Below are 17,936 nucleotides of genomic sequence, written 5' to 3' on the forward strand. Positions count from 1 at the left end.
TATTAGAGATATTACACCTACAGTTCAGTGCCCCAAACGCCACGGGTTAATACTTAATACTTTATACTTAATACTTATTTCAGACTTAGTTAAAAAGATCGTCCAATCCTCCCTCTTCTATCACCTCTCCGTCCGGAGTTTCCGAACCGGCACACGGATCAAATCCTTCAGGAAGTTTGAATTTCTCCTGCTGGTCATATCCCAAAGTCGGATCATCATACACTTTCTTCATATACAATGCCCAAATAGGCAAAGCAGCGGCAGCTCCCTGTCCATAGGTCATTTTACCGAAGTGGATGTCACGTTCGTCACCACCTACCCAACAACCGGATACCAGCGAAGGAGTGAATCCCATAAACCAGGCATCAGAGTTATCATTGGTTGTACCTGTTTTCCCACCCATATCGGCGGTAATTCCATAACGACGAACACGCCCACCTGTTCCTTCATTAATAACAGCGCGCAGCATAACCAGCATTTTATATGCACTTGAAATACTTATCACCTCCTCCATTTGCGGTGCAAAGGTAGAAAGCACATTACCGTCACTATCTTCAATGCGTGTAACAAACAATGGAGCCACACGAATTCCTTTATTGGCAAAAGCTGTATATGCACTTACCATCTCACCGACAGAAATTTCACAAGGTCCCAGACAAAGCGAAACCACCGGGTCGATTGCTTTATTACGAACCCCAAAACTATGGATCAAACGTACAAGATTATACGGATTCAATTTGCCCATCAGATAAGCAGAAATCCAGTTATCAGAATTAGCCAATCCCCACTTTAGAGTCACCATTTCCCCATAACGTTTATTATTTGCATTACGAGGCGTCCAAGGAGTTCCGTTCTCATCAATCAACGTTTGCTCTACGTGGCGTGTCTGGTCGCAAGGAGAAAATCCATTTTCCATTGCTAATGTATACAAATACGGTTTGATAGTAGATCCCACCTGACGACGTCCCACCATTGCCATATCATACTGGAAATATACATAATTCGGTCCGCCTACATAAGCCTTCACATGCCCTCTTACCGGATCCATCGACATGAATCCTGTTCGCAGGAAAGATTTGTAGTAACGGATGGAATCCATCGGTGTCATAATTGTATCTTTATCTCCCTTCCAGGAAAAGACAGTCATTTCTTCCGGGGTATCGAACGCTTTACGAATCTGCTGTTCCGAAGCTCCCGCCTCTTTCATAAGACGATAACGATCCGTCTGCTTCATAGCTTTTGTCAGCAACTCCTCCACTCGTTTTTCCGGCAGTGATCTTGCGTATGGAGCATTTTTGCTTCCCTCTTTTTCTTTGAAAAACACAGGTTGCAAATAATCACCTAAATGCTCTTTTACTGCATCCTCTGCATATTGCTGCATACGCGAATTGATCGTCGTATAAATCTTCAATCCATCTGTATAGATGTTATAATTCGTACCGTCTTTCTTTTTATTTTTTGCACACCAACCATACAACGGGTTAGTTTCCCACGCGATAGAATCTTCGTAGAATTTCTGCATTTGCCAACCACGATAATCACTTTTTACCGGTTTCGGTGCTGTCATCACACCACGGAGATATTCGCGGAAATAAGTAGCCAATCCCTCTTTGTGGTCAACGCGGTTATATTTTAGTTTCAACGGAAGAGCCTGCAAAGAATCACATTCTGCATCTGTGATATAACCAGCTTTACGCATCTGCTCAAGCACTACATTACGACGGCCACGGGAACGTTCGTTGAAACGGACCGGATTGTAAAGCGACGGATTCTTACACATACCAACCAGCGTAGCCGCTTCTTCAATCTTCAAATCCTTCGGTTCGCATGCGAAGTATGTATGTGCAGCAGTTTTAATACCAACCGCATTATTCAGGAAATCAAACTTATTGAGATACATACTCAATATTTCCTCTTTGGTGTAGTAACGCTCAAGCTTCACCGCAATCACCCATTCAATCGGTTTCTGGAAAAGACGTTGCAGTGTATTTCTCGCCACTTTTTCCGTAAACAACTGTTTGGCAAGCTGTTGCGACAAAGTACTACCTCCACCTGCATTTTTCTGAAACATCAAACCACGTTTCACAAACGCACGGAACAATGCTTTGGCATCAATTCCAGAATGTTTAACAAAACGGACATCTTCCGTCGCAATAAGAGCATTGATAATACTGGGAGACAAATCCTTGTAAGCTGTATACACCCGGTTTTCCTTACTATAAGACCACGTACCAAGCACTTTTTCATCTTCAGAAAAAATCTCCGTTGCAAATTTATAGCTCGGATTCTCAAGTTCCTCCACAGGAGGCATATAGCCAATCCACCCCTTTGAGATAGAGACAAAGATGACAACAATAGCCAACACAATGACTGCCAGAAATATCCAAAGAGCCTTTATTATTTTTCGAATCATGTTTTTTCTTGCTTAAAATGACGCATTAAATTAAGGTGCAAAGGTAGATAAAATCCGCTATTCAGCCAACGAGTTTGATTATAATTTCTATTTTGTTAAAATATGGAGCGGCACTCATAACAAATAGCACGAAACAAAACAAAAAAGAGCATTTTTCAAGAAAGTAATCCTCTATTATATCTAAAACACAAACAGGCGGGATTTTTCCCGCCTGTTATTCATTCATAAATATACCTATTTATAAGATAATCAATTACAAGTTTGCTGCCTGTACACCGACCACTCCGGCAATTGCACCAGCAACAGCAATAATCACTTTCAAAATAATACTCCACGTTTTTTTCATAGACATTTTTCTTTTTTTATTAAACACTAAATAAACACCCTAACCATCAATCGTTAATTGACAATTCATTATGCGGCAGGATCCGGTGCTTCTCCGCTACCGCCACCTTCATTTCCTCCGCCTTCTTCTCCGCCATCATCCGGTTTTTCAGGATCATTAGGAGAAATTGTCATATTAAGCTTCTTCAGATATTCATCCAAGCTAATCAAATCCAACTTCTCATCTGCACGGGTGGCAGTCTTTGTAACGCGCAGCTCTTTATTCGCCTGAAAAAAGATACGAACGCTCTCTACACTTTTTGCATTAATATCCTTCGCCAGTTCGGCACCTTTCGAACGGGCAGTCAACATAAAGACGCCCAGACCTTCAATATTCACAGACTTACCTTCCAACAACTGTTCCTTCATCTTTTCCACAAAATTCTGGATCACACTCTTGATATCACCAACAGACAGCGAAGAACGATCCTGCATTTTCTGTGCAATATATTTCAGGTTGACAGACTGACCTAAAGTGATCAGATGCGGATAATATCTCTTGGGAGAATTGGGAACACGCGGATCTGTTGGGCGCGTAATGACTTTGTAAATTACACTCATACTACGTTTTTTTAAAGATTTAAATTCAAATTATTTATTCACGTTTTGTTGATCAACACTGCAAAGGTGAAGCTTTTATTCCGGATAGAAAAGAAAAAAGCCCCTTGCGGAGCTCTTTATATTTAGACACTATAATAAATCATTATTAATCAATACTTTATTCCCATACCCCACAAACCTTTAAATGTCTTAGAAACCAACAAAACAGTTCCTCCATGTTAGTACAAAAAAAATATCAACGATCTTCACAGACAGTTGATATTATAGAAATCACATCGGATTTACACCGACATGAGGGCGTTGATCAGGAATACACCGCTGTATATTTCCTGACCACAAAATGTAGGGTTCTTCATGTGTGTAGCATAAAGTTAGGGACCTACATGTTTCATCTCACTTTTATGTAAAGTATTATAAACCACTCTATGACATTATTAATTTTAAAATATCTTGGTTATCAATGGATTTATTCTTCCTTACCAGATTGTTCTCCATATCCATAACCATAGCCGTATCGTTTACCATAACCATAATACTTGCCATATTTACCATAGCCGTAATAATAACCGTACTTTCTTTTCTTCAAATCCAAACCATTTATTACTGTACATAGGTTAGGCAACTTATTTCCATCAATAAGTTCATTAATCAAAGTATACTCATTTTTACGGGTATAATCCGCACGACATACATAAACAGATAAATCAGCCACACGTCCTATTAATAAGGTATCAGTTACCATACCGACAGGAGCGGTATCGAGAATCACATATTCAAAATTCTTTTTGAGAGTCTCAATCGCTTTATCCAATCCATCACGTGCTAACAATTCTGTCGGGTTAGGAGGAACTGTTCCACCAGGAAGAATATAGAGATTCTTACTGACATCAGAGAGCTGTACCAAATCCATCAAATTCTTTTCCGGATTAGCCAAATATTGAGTTATACCTTGTTCTCTTTTTGATATATTGAATACCTTATTCAAACCTGGCTTGCGGATATCAAGACCAACTATTACTACTTTCTTCCCTAATAAAGAAAGACTGATAGCAAGATTACCAGAGATAAAAGATTTACCTTCACCACTGACTGTGGAAGTAACTAAAATCACCTTCTTTCCATTTCCAAGCATAAACTGAAGATTCGTTCGGACATTGCGGAAGGTTTCACTCATCAGGTTGTTTTGATTCTCAAATACAGCAATAGCTCCCTGCTTTTCATCTGTCAACGGGATATCACCGACAATAGGTGCACTAGTAAGTTTTTCTACATCTGCACGACCTTCAATCTTAAATTTGGTTAATTCAAGCAAATATATAACCCCTACCGGAATTCCGACTCCTAGTATCAAAGCGATCAAATAAGTAATTTTACTTCTAGGAGCCACAGGAGCATCATCTGCTATAGCTTCATCTATAATCTTCGCATTATTGGCTGTAGCAGCCAGAGTTATAGCATTTTCCTCACGTTTCTGAAGAAGCATCAAATAGAGTCCGGCCTTAATTTCCTGCTGACGCGCAATACTCACAAATTCGCGCTCCTGCCCAGGTGCCTCACTAATGCGACGGGAATAACGGCTCGCTTCACGATCCAGATCTGCCTTTGTGATAAACAATCCACGCAACACCCTGTCTAAAGAAACTTGCACATTCTCTTTCATTGCACTAATGCTGGTATCCAGGTTTATAATGGTAGGATTATTCTCTGTTGACGTACGCAGCAAACGTTTTCTCTCAACAAGCACATCATTATAACGATTAATGGCAGCCGCAAGATTCAAATCCTGCAATCCGATATTACTGGGCAGAACCTCATAACCTTCATTCTGCATATATTTCTGAAGATCCTGCAGCAAATTAATCTGGGTTTGATTCTCTACACGCTTCTTTTCATATTCAGCACTACCAGTTAAAGCGATCTGAGCATCACTGGTCAAATCCGTAATACCTGCCCCACGTTTAAAACTCTCCAAATCCTTTTCCGTGCTACCGAGTTCTTTTGAAATAATTCCAATACGTTCATTGATAAATTCTGCAGTTTTCTGTGCCACTTCATTCTTATCATTATTCGTATTGATATTATACATCTCCAATAATTTATTGATAAAATCTTTGCCTCGCTGCACATTTGAGTTTTTCAATGATATGACAGCTACAGAAGTAGTTTTGGAAGTGGGTTCGATAGTCATATTCTTGCAACACCATTTCGCTACCGTCAAAGGCTTATTAATTGTTGCTGTAATATTACGTGTAGTCTTTTCCAAATTTGTAGTTTCTTCCGATGTTCTTTTAGAAGATAATACCGAGTCCGGCGTCAGGAAAAAAGCCAATGTCCCTTTATCGGTAGGAAAAACCGCCGGCAATTTCTCAAAATGTTTCTGATATTCATCATCGTCAATCTTCACAGTCACATCCATACTTCCCTGTGGTTGTAATGCCATCTTCACTATCATCGGCTCCTCCAACAAATCAGCCTCCTGCGGAGTCAGACTCACTTGTACAGGTGAAGTCTTATACATGTTCCTGGAAGGAAACTCATCCTCATCTGTATAAGAAATATAGAGTCCCAAATCTTCAACCACCTCTTTGACGATAGTCTTTGAACGGAGAACTTCAATCTCGTTATCAATATTCTGCGAAGAAGAGATCATACCATCCAATCCCAGACTCTCCAACCCGGAAAGCATTCCGGCACTCCCCCCTTTCTTATCATCCTTTATTAAAACCGTAGCGGAAATATTATATACGGGAGTGGATACATACAAATAGACCCATGCCGCAATCAAACACGCCACAACCGCCCCCACAAACCAAGGCCAGTGGATCAAATATTTAAACAATAGTTCCTTAACGTCTATATTTTCTTCCTTAGATTCTTGTGCTTCGTTGAAATCTGTTTCTTTCATTACAAATCATTATTTTAAAATATTTACTAATAGACTGACGATGGATACCAAGATAGAGGTGGCAGAGAACCAAAGACTGGTACTGTTACCTACATCTGAATTTCGAGCCTTTGCTTTATTGGGAGTTACATAAACAATATCATTCTGTTGCAACCAATAGTAAGGTGAAAGAATGGTTTCGGCCTTGTTCAAATCCAAAGTTACAATTTGCTGTTTGCCGTTTGCATCTTCACGAATCAACTTTACATTATCACGAAGACCGTATACTGTCATATCACCTGCCATGGCCAATGCCTCCAACAAATTTACCTTCTCATTGGAAATAGTAAAAGTTCCGGGACGGGTAACCTCACCGATAACAGATATCTTATAATTTACCATACGCACCGTTACAATGGGAGTTTCCTTCATGTAAGGCTTCAATTTATCTATAATCAGCTGTTCTGCTTCCCTTTTCGTTAAGCCTCCTAACTTCAATTCTCCTAACACCGGAAAATTTATGTTTCCTTCATTATCTACCAAATAAGGCTGTAATACAGGTTGAGTAGTCACATAAGACGAAGTACTCACCGCTATTCCGGCATTGCTGGCAACTGTCAGATTAAAAGGTATCGCAAGTTCAGGATTAGTACACGATACCACAATAGTCAACAAATCCTTGGGCATGATCTTGGCATCATACAATTTTTCCTGTTGTTCTACTTCGTTCACAACTTCCACATTCTGGAAATAGGGAACCTTTTTATAAGACTGACAGGCAGCCAATAGGAATGGCAACAATAATAGCCACAAATTTCTCTTTTTTAGTCTTCTCATCATAATTCTTAAATTCATAATTAAACGCCCTTTAATTCCTAAGTTTTATTTTTTAATATGCTTCTTTTTCTCCATGTATGGCATTATACACCGTCTTATACATAATATATAAGTCCAATAAAAAAGTCCAATGCTCTATATACCAGATATCACGTTGCACACGTCCCTCCATCTGCCAGAGCTCTTTCGTCTCACCACGAAAGCCCGTCACCTGAGCCCAACCAGTTATTCCAGGTTTAACGAAGTGACGAACCATAAACTTGTTTATCAGATTAGAATATTCCTCCGTATGCTTTAACATGTGAGGACGGGGACCTACAATAGACATATCCCCTTTCAATACATTGATAAATTGAGGCAATTCGTCCACACTCGTCTTTCTCATTATCTCTCCGATACGTGTTTTACGAGGATCATTTTCCGTAGCCTGAAGAGTATCACATTGCGCATTAACCTTCATTGAACGAAACTTGTAACACCAGAATTCACGACCATCCTCACCACTGCGTTTTTGTTTGAAAAAAACAGGACCGGGAGAACTTAACTTGATCGCAATTCCGAAGAATATATAGACGAACGGAAAAACCGTAATAAGAAATAACCCTGAACAAACAACATCAAAAGCACGCTTGATAATACGGTTCTCCAGTGATTCCAATGGCTCACAACGAATGGAAAGTACAGGAACATTCCCCAATAATTCAAAATGCATTCTACGCTTCAAATAATTACGGACATTAGGAACACTAAAAAAACGAACCAAATGGTTTTCACAGTAATTAATGATAGCAACAATCTCCGCACTGCGTACAGAAGGAAGGCTACAATAAAGCTGATTGATCTCTCCCGCATGTTTTTCTAAAAAAAGACTTACTTCATTGGGTTGTCCCAAGTATGGAACATCCTGCGGATATCGGTCCGAAGGAAAATCCTCGAAATAACCCAGTACACGATAACCGGACGTAGGATCATCCGTCATCGCATGATAAAGTTCCTGCATATTCTCATGGCTCCCAACTAATACTACCTTGCGAACATTTCCTCCCTTTTTTCGATAAAGCTCCAAAAAGTGACGGGAAATTAAACGATAGCTGACAATAACAATTATTAAAGCAACATAAAACAGTCCGAAATATCGGGAATGAGAAAAATGAAAATGAAAAACAAGCAATGTACAAACCGAAAAAAAGACAAAAGGAACCATGTTACGTAAGACACGGATCATGATCTGTTCAGGACGCACCACAGGACGATGAAGAATAACACCTGAATGCATGTTACAAAGTAAATAGCATAGAGTGATGAGAGTCATACCCTGAAAGATAGAACCGCAATGGATACACCAGAAACGGGTACCCAGAAACAAATTAAATCCCCATAAAAGCAGGTTCAGCAAAATAAGATCCCCCAAAAGGACCAAAGACTTTAGGACTTTGTTAAAACGTTGAACTTCCTGCATAACAACAAACTTAAATATATAAAAATTAAAACATATTTTTGTATACAGAAACAACCTGTTCTGCTATTCTATCCCAGTTATATTCATCCATTAAATAATGGACAGGACAAAAATCCTGCACTAAATTCTTTTGTAGTTTTTCTTGTAGTTGCTTCTCATTCCCCGTCTGAAAATAGCAATCAAAAGCTAGCCCTACTTCCAGGTTTGCAGGGATATCACTCACAATCACAGGAAGATCATAGCTCATCGCCTCTAATAAAGCAATAGGTAAACCCTCATGAGAAGACGGCAACACAAAACAACGGGCATGAGTTAGCAGTTCATGCAACTTAGCACCTTTAATAAAACCAGTCAGAATTACCCCATTCTCTTTTGCCAAAGACTTCAGTTTCTTTGAATAATCATCCTCAAAATCTGTATCACCTGCAAGCACCAGTTTATAGCTCTGTTGTTTCAGAGCTGCAAAAGCACGAATCAACTGATGAAAGTTCTTTTCTGGAACAAAACGTCCCATGGCAAAAACATACTTCTGCGGTTCTATCCCCAGTTCCGCCAAATAATCTGTATCCTTCACCTTGTCCGATGTCGGCACTCCATTGTATATCAGATGACAATTCTTTCGGTTATACTTACGTACTAAAATATCATTGATAACCTCCGAAATAACGATTACCTCATTGGCAAACATACATCCCATGCGTTCACCCGTTTTCAACATAAATTTGGCAGCCTTCCCCCATTTGTCCCGGTCATAGTCTGGACCATGATGTGTGAATACAACTTTCATACCCAGCAAACGTGCCAAAGGAGTCAATAACGCTGGACCGATAGCATGAATATGTACAATATCCGCATGTAGACTTTTAGCTTTCATAATTGCTTTAAATGTATGGATGATAGCTTCGAATGACTTCTTTTTGGGAGTCTCTATATCTACTAGCTCCACACCTTTATATCTTGTAAGCGAATCATGAACGTAACTTTTACGGCGAATAATAGTTATATCAATGCCTTTTTGTGCAATACGAGGAAAAAGTTCCTCACAGTGTGTTTCGACACCACCAAGAATATTAGGGATTCCACGAGTACCGGTTACTACGATTTTCATTTATAATTCTTTTTGCAGATTACAAACCAAAAAGTATTCTTGTTATCTTATATTTTTTTAAGACCCATCGATGAAGTATCATCGGAATTATTACTCCCATCAGTACAACAGTAATAGATTCGAATACAAACACATACCATAAACCACTATTAAAAGGAATCCTATGAAGCATGGCTTTGGTGATTCCTTCAAAGGTCGTATGAAAAAGATAGATGATATAAGAAGATGCTGACACCAACATCAACCAACTATTCTTATTCACCTCACCCCATCTTTTACTAATACTTTTTGAAGCTTCAATGATAAACCATATTCCAATGAAAGGAAGTACAATGTTTATATTTTCATCCATGTTCAGAAAGTATATAACTTCCATTGATATAAAAAGCAGTACAGCACACACCAACTTACTCCATTTAAAATTTACGATAAAGTAATATAACCACCGATTTTCAAAAGCAAATATACCGAACATGAAGTACACCAACATTCCTCTAAATTGCTCCAAACAAAATAGCGATGTTACCTCTAAAGGAATGAAATGTAATAAAACACTCACTAAGAAGAGTACATCACGGCTCGTCTTTGTTTTGAAGAAAGGAAGAATAACAAACATCCACCACAAAGCCCAAATAAACCAAAGGAAATAGCCTGCTACCGGCAAATACAATATTTCAAAAAAAGATAAAAGGGTTACAGGGTGCTCTACAAGCATAAAATCTTGTGTAAGTAGTTTTATGGTGATTACTATTACTGACGTTGTGAAATAAGGTATCATCAGTCTCTTCACTTTCTTCATTAAAAAAGAACCATAACTTATATCTTTTTTAGTAGCAATGTAGACATATCCACTGACAAACATAAAAAGTGGCATGTGAAATGTATAAATCACCTTATTGAGCATCACATACCACATTGGCGAATTATCAGGCATATAATGTCCGACAACAACCAATATAATACAGATTGCTTTCGCTATATCAAGAAATATTATTCTATTCATTTTTTTAGAACTTATTTCTTAAATCCCCCTGACAAGGATCTTGTCCCACATTATACCAACATTTGTCCAGACACGCAGGCTTACCTTGTATACTCAAGAATTTATTCTTCAATGCCCATTTCAACGGATGCTTAATATATTTATGCATCACCGGAGAAGCAGTACCCACCATCCAGCAGTTTTTCGGACATTTACGTACCATATCACGCACCTGCTGTGCTTGTTCACTTTCCCAAATAGTCATAAAGTTCGGAGTCTCACGGATATTACCCATTTTCTTCATCCAGTATTTTTCTTCCAAACCATTACATGGATACACATCGCCATAAGGCTCAATAAAAAAATTGGCAGAACCGGCTTCGCAAGGCAGCATACGGCGACCTCCTTCTATATAATTGATTAGTCCCATATTGAAGAAAGCACGGAACCAGCTTTTCGGATGATTCTCTTTCAATTGCCATTCTATCAGCTGTTCAAAATTTTTACAAACTTCGTCTTTATTCGTTATCACATTATCATCTTTATGAAAATAATACGAATTATGAAAAGCGGCTGTAGCAAACTCCATTCCCAATGACTTACTCAATTGATAAAGCGAAAGCATGTCTTTTGAGTTATTATTGGATACTGTACATCCAAAACCGATGTCTTTCAGTCCCATACCTTTCAGCGTCAATAACGTACGCAACCCTTTATCAAAGCCACCCGCATGACCACGCAACTCATCATTCTTGCAACTTAATCCCTCGATAGAAATACGAATACCGATATTAGGGAATTTCTTAGCCAATGCTACCACACGGTCTTCAAACCATCCGGAAGTGGAAATCACAATACGATCCGTATGTTTATAGCATTCTTCAACAATCTTATCCAAATCCTCACGAATGAAAGGCTCGCCACCTGTCAGATTTATAAATTTCAGCTTCGGAAGTGTACGTAACTCCTCTGGCTGTATTTCTTTACTCTTTTCTGTGGGATACTGCCACACATTACACATCTTGCAACGCATCGGGCAACGATACGTCAGAATAATGCTCGCGTCCGTAGGACACGGGATATTATTTGTAGTCATAATATAATAAGATTTTAAATATATACGAAAGAAATATGTTTCCTCATCACTTGGTGTAAATCTTCATCAGCTGTTTATAGTAAGTATCAGCAGAGTATCTTTCTTGTGATTTTTTGGCCAATGATTCGTAATCAAACGTATATGTGAACATCATCTCAATTTTCTTTTTTAAGTCCACTATATCTTTTGATTTGAACAACATTCCACTTTTTCCCTCTTCTACCAATTCGGGAATACCTCCAATGCACGCTCCCAAAACTGGAGTTCCTAAACATTGTGCTTCAATCACTGAAAGTGGATTATTTTCATTACATTCCGATGAAATAACACTAAAACGAGCGCATCCTAATAGTTCTTTTATTTCCGGCCATTGTTTATAGCCTACAAGTTCGATATTTGTTCCTTTGCACAGTATTTTCAACTCTTCCATCAGGGGGCCTTCACCAATAATTTTCAATTTATATGGCAACTGACGAGCTGCTTTTACCAATGTAACCACCCCTTTTTCATTAGATAGACGACCTATAAAACAATAATAATCCAACTTATTATACTCTTGCTTCCTTGTTTTTTCTATATCTATAAAATTACAGAGTGTACACATTTTTGTTTTATCAAAGCCTCCTTGTATCATCTTATTCGCTATAAATAAACTTGGGCAAATAAATATATCTGTACATTTCTCCAAACGCTCACGATTCCATGATACTGCTTCCTTATAAGCTAAGAAACTAGCAACAATAGAGTTCTTCATACATTTATACTCAAGCACCTTACGTTTATCCATAAAACATTCTTCACAGGCTATTTTTCCATTACGAAGACAATCATAACGAGGACAAAGAAGCTTCAAATCATGTAGAGTCCATACAACTTTAATTCCTCTTTCATGTGCTAGTTCAGCAATTATGGGAGAAAGTTGCGTATGAATATTATTCAAATGTACTACGTCAGGTTTGAATTCATCTAATAATGCACAGAAATTTCTTTTTACTTCATTTGTTCCCAATGGACGCAGAAAAGCTTCCAACATTCCTAATCCGGGTTTAAACTTCACTTCACTCGGAAAATATTTTCTCCATGGAGTTTCCAAATTATCAGGATAATCCATTGCAAATATCGCTACCTCATGTCCATACTCTCGTAGCAATAACTCCAGGTTAAGCATATAGATACAATCACCGCCACGACGGTAATAAAACTTGTTTGCCAATAATATTTTCATAAGAAATAATTGAGTATTTTTCTAATCATACAATTTAGTTATCTAAACCTCTCCCATTCTTTACTTTCAAAATTGTACCTTTTAAGCACTTTTGCAGGACTACCTGCTGCTACACAATAATCCGGTATATCCTTGGTCACTACAGAGTTTGCCCCTATTACGCATTGCTTGCCAATATGGACATTGCCCACTACGACTACATTTGTTCCAAGCCAAGTGCCATCATCTATCAGTACACGATCATCCTTACCAGCCCTACATCCTTGTTTATAAATATAAACATCCGGATTTCTATATTCATGATTATGGTCTGCTATAAATACATGAGGACCGGTTAGCACTCCTTTTCCTATTATCACAATGTTATGTGCTGATATTGTGGAATGATTGCCTATCTCTGTGTGGTCTCCTATAGACAAAAGAGCATTCCGACTTATATAAACATCCGACGAAGGCCGGAACTTTACATTATCTCTCAATTTAAAATTCCCCTTATTGATTATATTTAAATTAATCCCAAGATAACAGCAATCTCCACACTCGATGTGATTAAATCTGCATTTAAGCCATCCAATCAGATACTTGACTAATAATTTGATTCGCATAAGTCCACGATTTCTTGAATGCCAGAATCAAAATTATCTCTTCCACAAACATCTTTTAGAAACTTGTGGAGCTTGAGTGCCTTATCATTACGTTCTTTCTCATTCAATAAATAATAACGAATAGCACCTTTCCATTGCTTCACATCACGTTCCAAAGCACACCCCCGATCAGAAGTAATATATGCTCTCGTTGTGGCGGTTGAGGTGGTAATAACAAATCTCTTACTTCCCGCTGCTTGAAACAACACCAATAATCCTGCCGGAGCTTCGGTTGTCAGTGGCATTGCTACTATGGCGGAATTAGCCATCTCTTGTAGAAACTGATTAAAGGGCAGATTACATTTCACCTTAATGTTCTCTGTTATATATTCTTTATACATATGATAGTCTAAGCTATTCATTACAAATAAAAATTTCACATCAGACATTTGTTTTGCCACTTCTAGCATAAAAGACCAATCTCTTGAATTTCCTCCACCTACAAATATATCATGATTCAACGATTCACATTTTCTTTCCCATTTTTCATGATAAGGGTCATGAATTACAGTATAATTAAAATCAAGACACAACCACTCTTTCAACAATTCTCCATAATGAGAAGAAGTTACACTGGCATGGAAATATTTCGACATTAAAGCTTTGCGATACATTTTCGACACAATGCGATTTTGTATAGTATCTTTCTTTTTTAAAAGAATATTGAGACAACCAATATTTCTACGCTGGAAAGTCAAAAGACACATCCAATAAAGTAATACAGCTTGAAAATCATACCAACAAAACACTGTTTCCCCCTTTCGGGAACAACATAGAGCTCGAAAACAGCCTATCGTCCAACCCACGATACGTTTCTTAGTACGAGGCGATTCAATATAGTGCACCTCTTGTCGCAAATTTCGGGGCTTAAACTCACTATCCACATTAGAAAAGCCATGTAATATGTGTATCATCTTACTATCCTTATTTTAAAACATTACGCAAAAAGTCAATTGACCGTTCTCTATAAATAGCCAATATACTGTCTACCCTCTCATAATCAATCGGACGCTGAAGCACCTCCATGTTCTTTTCCAACTCCTCCTGTGAAGTAAACACATGATTTTCTAGTCCTACTAAATCAAGCAAATCAAGCAGACGGCTCGATAATCCATTCGCTATAGGAATCACAGCAAACTGACGATGATAAAGCAAGCTAAACACTAATCCATGGAAGGAATCTGTCACTACAACCTCCGCTCCACCAATCTGCTCTATCCATCCTTTTATAGCAGGAGGATAACAATATTCAAACCCTCTCAAAGGATATCCATTAAATATCATACGAGCCGGTATACCCATCTTGTATGAAAGATAACGTGCCATATCAAGCTGACAATCATTACGATTCAAGAGATAACAGACAATGCGATGATTGGGAGTAATAGATGAAGTAATTTCCACATAAGAAGAATGTAACATTGTAGGATCAAGCACTAAGCTACTATCAAGGCTAAATTGCTGCTTTAATATATTTTGGCCCGTAACTTCTCTCACAGATATGCCCGAAAAACGATGAAGAAGTTTATCTATAGTAGGCAGTAGCTCTTTATGGCTCTCCGGCCACATATTCACCCCAAAGCTCGAAGCAAACGACACTCTGCGAACCTGCTCCCCTCCAAAATCAAGAAAATAGGCTAAACATTGTTCACGACTAATTAAAGGATTCCATGTTTGGTCACTTCCTACCAATAAACAATCATAATCCAACTTTGCCTTTTTAAGCTCCTCCACTGTCTTATAATGCCGTGTAAGCGATGGGTAAAACTTTTTGCAAAACCTATAAAATTTAATAAAGCGAGGAATAAAAATCAATTGTCTCAACTTTATAGGTTCTGGCTGCCTAAGGTCTATCAACTCTACTTCATGTCCCAATTCCTTAAGAAGCCGACATGTGGCATAAGTTTGCAACACTGCTCCACAATTATACGACTTATGATATGTTAATAATCCGATTTTCATTGCTTATGTCCTATTCTATCTATAATATTTACTACTATTCCGTAAACTTTCCGAATCACTTTCAACAGTATCCATGGACTTTTATTTGAAAATGTATTTGCATATATTTTTGAAAATGTGCTGTCACTTAATTGTGAAGAAAGGAAAGCCAACAACTTTCGTTCTAAAAAATATTGCTGAATCGAATGTCCTGTTACCAATCTATGATTATGAGATATGGCTAAGTTCATATCAGCCTTATCATAAAATAAAGAATCTCTTAATGACGAAAGGAACTGCCTCGCTTTATCAGTATGAGCTATAATCAACGATATACCATCAAAATGTTCTTCATCATATTTAATACATCCCCAATAATCCCCTATGGTAAAGTCTGATTTGCGATTTTTTCCAACGAAAGGACAGTCATAACAAGAATACCTGTTCGTTAATTCGAGACTAAACCCAGTAGTAATTAAATTATTTTTATTTGCATAATCATAAATTTTACCATTTTCATCTTCGACTTTCAAATTATAACGAAATCCTCTAGGTTTCCATCCTATTTCCTTTGTACGAAATGACAAAACACGCCTCACTTTATACGGTGCCTGACTAATAAATTTATCAATTAAAATTCTAGAAGGAATTCCACCACAAATTAAATCCACCGTAACCAGATTCCCTTTATAGGTTCTATCTTTCAAAAAAGATAATAGTCCAGCAATTTGACAACCTGTGCCCGAGAAAAGAACCATTCGACCTTCCTTCAAATATTTCAAAGCAAGTTTATAATTTCCAGATGCATTGCTATGTGTATATTTTGATCCCTGCAAACAACTCAATTCTTCCTTAGTCTCAATCGCCTGATGATGAACGTAACAAGGTTCTTCTATTTTTGCTCCAAACACAACACCCCCTTGTTCTATTACAGAAGATGCCATTGCATAAAAAGCACCACCTGAAGCACTAGTCTTTCGATGTGTTCTATTTTTTGCCCAAGCTGCATAGAAATCAGAATATTCACTTTGCTGATATTCGAAATTCGAGACGACCGGACAGATTTGTTCACACATGCCACAACCAACACATTTACTTTTATCTATCTCTACATACCGATGCCCATCATAATGTTCAACTATATTTATAGCATTTTTATTGCACACATCTATACAAGCAAAACAGCCTGTACATTGTTTATCTATAGCAAGTCGAGGTACAAAACTCATAAATTTACAATTTAGAAAAGAAGTCTTTATATTTCGCAACAATACTGGTTAGTGAAAGCTCCTTTTCTACAAAATTCTTTTGATTAACAGAAAATTCTTTTAAAAGCACATCCCTGTTTTCTATACACCACTGCATTTTATCCGCTAAATCACCTGCATTTCCAGATTGGAATGCTAATCCCGTCACTCCATCTTCTACAAACTCTTTAAATTGAGGAATGTCAGAGACCAATGTAACGACATTATATCTAAATGCTACCGTTATAGCCCCACTTTGGGCTATATCTTGATAAGGCATAACAAAAACATGACTATCTGCAAACATATTAGCTACATCCTCGTTAGGAATTCGTCTAATCATTAGTTCAAACACATCTGGACACTTTATAAACGATGCATAGTTTTGTTCCCAATTACAATTACAGCTACCAGCAATCCTTACTTTGAAGTTTTCAATACCTCTATCATGCAAAATATTTGCAGCTTCAATCAATAAATCAACCCGCTTATATGCAACAATATTTCCAAAAAATAAAAATCTAAAAGTCCGTTCTTCCTTTTTATTTACTTCAATAGTAGATTCTCCATAATCCTTTAAAGCCAAATGTGCCATTAGAATATTCTTTCCATGAACTTTCTCTTTGAGAATTACTTCCTGACTTCTTGAGAATACCTGAATATTCTTAAAACTACGAATCCACATATTAGTTAGTTTTTTAGCCCATTTTTCCGAATTAGCTCCTCTTGGAGTAGAAACATTGTGACATGCGATAACGACATTTCTTTTAGGAAGCATTAAACGATACATCATAGTGCCATAAGGATGCATAGCTGCTGAAATATAATACAAATTTGGAAGGAATGCTCTAGCTCTTTTAATGATACGTATTAAATCAATTATATTATGAGGGCTCCTAAATCGATGCGTTAAATAGAAAAAATAAACCAGAACATTAGGATTGTCTTTCAGTACAGATTTTACATATAACTCATAATCGATCTCCTGATTATTTTCCACCACTATTTGCCAGTCAATAAAATAATCTTTGGCTAAAAGATTTATAATTGGCAAATCTACATCAATGAAACAACTTGGAGTTATCCAAGATATTTTTTTCTTATTCATATAAAAAAGGGATATATCGTAAGTATCCAACCCCTATAACAATAATC

At 37.6% G+C, this 17,936-nt stretch carries 15 protein-coding genes; all 15 read right to left on the minus strand.

The features are described from left to right. Nucleotides 1–85: 85 nt before the first annotated feature. The 15 genes from DW862_RS12525 to DW862_RS12590 all read right to left on the minus strand — a co-directional run bounded on the left by DW862_RS12525 (nt 86) and on the right by DW862_RS12590 (nt 17,889). Nucleotides 86–2,413 carry a transglycosylase domain-containing protein gene (locus tag DW862_RS12525; RefSeq protein ID WP_120068568.1) on the minus strand — a complete coding sequence of 776 codons (2,328 nt, stop codon included), beginning with the start codon at nt 2,411–2,413 and terminating at the stop codon, nt 86–88. 253 nt (nt 2,414–2,666) lie between these two features. Then, entirely contained in the window at nt 2,667–2,759 is a 93-nt protein-coding gene (locus DW862_RS25920; RefSeq protein WP_151433315.1) for a smalltalk protein, read from the minus strand. Between the two features lie 68 nt (nt 2,760–2,827). After that, on the minus strand, nt 2,828–3,358 hold the full coding sequence (locus tag DW862_RS12530; RefSeq protein WP_008022512.1) for an HU family DNA-binding protein: 531 nt from the start codon (nt 3,356–3,358) through the stop codon (nt 2,828–2,830). Between the two features lie 466 nt (nt 3,359–3,824). Next, complete coding sequence (locus DW862_RS12535) at nt 3,825–6,263, minus strand: polysaccharide biosynthesis tyrosine autokinase (RefSeq protein WP_049702722.1); 2,439 nt, start codon at nt 6,261–6,263, stop codon at nt 3,825–3,827. Between the two features lie 9 nt (nt 6,264–6,272). Then, entirely contained in the window at nt 6,273–7,097 is an 825-nt protein-coding gene (locus DW862_RS12540; protein WP_207895152.1) for a polysaccharide biosynthesis/export family protein, read from the minus strand. Nucleotides 7,098–7,131: 34 nt separating this feature from the next. Then, nucleotides 7,132–8,538 carry an undecaprenyl-phosphate glucose phosphotransferase gene (locus DW862_RS12545; protein ID WP_120068696.1) on the minus strand — a complete coding sequence of 469 codons (1,407 nt, stop codon included), beginning with the start codon at nt 8,536–8,538 and terminating at the stop codon, nt 7,132–7,134. A gap of 25 nt (nt 8,539–8,563) precedes the next feature. Continuing rightward, nucleotides 8,564–9,646, minus strand: coding sequence for a glycosyltransferase family 4 protein (locus DW862_RS12550; protein WP_120068572.1), 1,083 nt, complete (start codon nt 9,644–9,646; stop codon nt 8,564–8,566). A gap of 19 nt (nt 9,647–9,665) precedes the next feature. After that, on the minus strand, nt 9,666–10,649 hold the full coding sequence (locus DW862_RS12555; protein WP_120068575.1) for an acyltransferase family protein: 984 nt from the start codon (nt 10,647–10,649) through the stop codon (nt 9,666–9,668). Nucleotides 10,650–10,653: 4 nt separating this feature from the next. Then, a complete protein-coding gene (locus DW862_RS12560) occupies nt 10,654–11,724 on the minus strand; it encodes a radical SAM/SPASM domain-containing protein (RefSeq protein WP_120068578.1) in 1,071 nt (356 codons plus the stop codon). Between the two features lie 46 nt (nt 11,725–11,770). After that, entirely contained in the window at nt 11,771–12,949 is a 1,179-nt protein-coding gene (locus tag DW862_RS12565; protein WP_008998395.1) for a glycosyltransferase, read from the minus strand. A 38-nt stretch (nt 12,950–12,987) separates the two neighbouring features. Next, the gene (locus DW862_RS12570; protein WP_243636484.1) at nt 12,988–13,428 is read right to left on the minus strand and encodes an acyltransferase; all 441 of its coding nucleotides are present in this window, start codon (nt 13,426–13,428) and stop codon (nt 12,988–12,990) included. A 107-nt stretch (nt 13,429–13,535) separates the two neighbouring features. Further along, nucleotides 13,536–14,507 carry a glycosyltransferase gene (locus DW862_RS12575; RefSeq protein WP_120068584.1) on the minus strand — a complete coding sequence of 324 codons (972 nt, stop codon included), beginning with the start codon at nt 14,505–14,507 and terminating at the stop codon, nt 13,536–13,538. 10 nt (nt 14,508–14,517) lie between these two features. Next, nucleotides 14,518–15,555, minus strand: a complete 1,038-nt coding sequence (locus tag DW862_RS12580; protein ID WP_008998400.1) for a polysaccharide pyruvyl transferase family protein — start codon at nt 15,553–15,555, stop codon at nt 14,518–14,520. Further along, nucleotides 15,552–16,763, minus strand: a complete 1,212-nt coding sequence (locus DW862_RS12585) for a Coenzyme F420 hydrogenase/dehydrogenase, beta subunit C-terminal domain (protein WP_133304321.1) — start codon at nt 16,761–16,763, stop codon at nt 15,552–15,554. The genes DW862_RS12580 and DW862_RS12585 overlap by 4 nt, the downstream gene beginning before the upstream one ends. Nucleotides 16,764–16,767: 4 nt before the next feature. Continuing rightward, nucleotides 16,768–17,889 carry a glycosyltransferase family 4 protein gene (locus DW862_RS12590; RefSeq protein ID WP_133304322.1) on the minus strand — a complete coding sequence of 374 codons (1,122 nt, stop codon included), beginning with the start codon at nt 17,887–17,889 and terminating at the stop codon, nt 16,768–16,770. Between the last annotated feature and the right edge of the window lie 47 nt (nt 17,890–17,936).

This window comes from Bacteroides sp. AM37-9 (assembly GCF_003603455.1).
GTDB classification, from domain to species: domain Bacteria; phylum Bacteroidota; class Bacteroidia; order Bacteroidales; family Bacteroidaceae; genus Bacteroides; species Bacteroides xylanisolvens.

Bases quoted from the DNA above. Each gene is read 5' to 3' on its own strand.
- DW862_RS12580 (WP_008998400.1), bottom strand. From the start codon at position 15,555: ATGAAAATCGGATTATTAACATATCATAAGTCGTATAATTGTGGAGCA.
- DW862_RS12590 (WP_133304322.1), bottom strand. From the start codon at position 17,889: ATGAATAAGAAAAAAATATCTTGGATAACTCCAAGTTGTTTCATTGAT.
- DW862_RS12560 (WP_120068578.1), bottom strand. From the start codon at position 11,724: ATGACTACAAATAATATCCCGTGTCCTACGGACGCGAGCATTATTCTG.
- DW862_RS12530 (WP_008022512.1), bottom strand. From the start codon at position 3,358: ATGAGTGTAATTTACAAAGTCATTACGCGCCCAACAGATCCGCGTGTT.
- DW862_RS12535 (WP_049702722.1), bottom strand. From the start codon at position 6,263: ATGAAAGAAACAGATTTCAACGAAGCACAAGAATCTAAGGAAGAAAAT.
- DW862_RS12545 (WP_120068696.1), bottom strand. From the start codon at position 8,538: ATGCAGGAAGTTCAACGTTTTAACAAAGTCCTAAAGTCTTTGGTCCTT.
- DW862_RS12555 (WP_120068575.1), bottom strand. From the start codon at position 10,649: ATGAATAGAATAATATTTCTTGATATAGCGAAAGCAATCTGTATTATA.
- DW862_RS25920 (WP_151433315.1), bottom strand. From the start codon at position 2,759: ATGAAAAAAACGTGGAGTATTATTTTGAAAGTGATTATTGCTGTTGCT.
- DW862_RS12525 (WP_120068568.1), bottom strand. From the start codon at position 2,413: ATGATTCGAAAAATAATAAAGGCTCTTTGGATATTTCTGGCAGTCATT.
- DW862_RS12575 (WP_120068584.1), bottom strand. From the start codon at position 14,507: ATGATACACATATTACATGGCTTTTCTAATGTGGATAGTGAGTTTAAG.
- DW862_RS12550 (WP_120068572.1), bottom strand. From the start codon at position 9,646: ATGAAAATCGTAGTAACCGGTACTCGTGGAATCCCTAATATTCTTGGT.
- DW862_RS12540 (WP_207895152.1), bottom strand. From the start codon at position 7,097: ATGAATTTAAGAATTATGATGAGAAGACTAAAAAAGAGAAATTTGTGG.
- DW862_RS12585 (WP_133304321.1), bottom strand. From the start codon at position 16,763: ATGAGTTTTGTACCTCGACTTGCTATAGATAAACAATGTACAGGCTGT.
- DW862_RS12565 (WP_008998395.1), bottom strand. From the start codon at position 12,949: ATGAAAATATTATTGGCAAACAAGTTTTATTACCGTCGTGGCGGTGAT.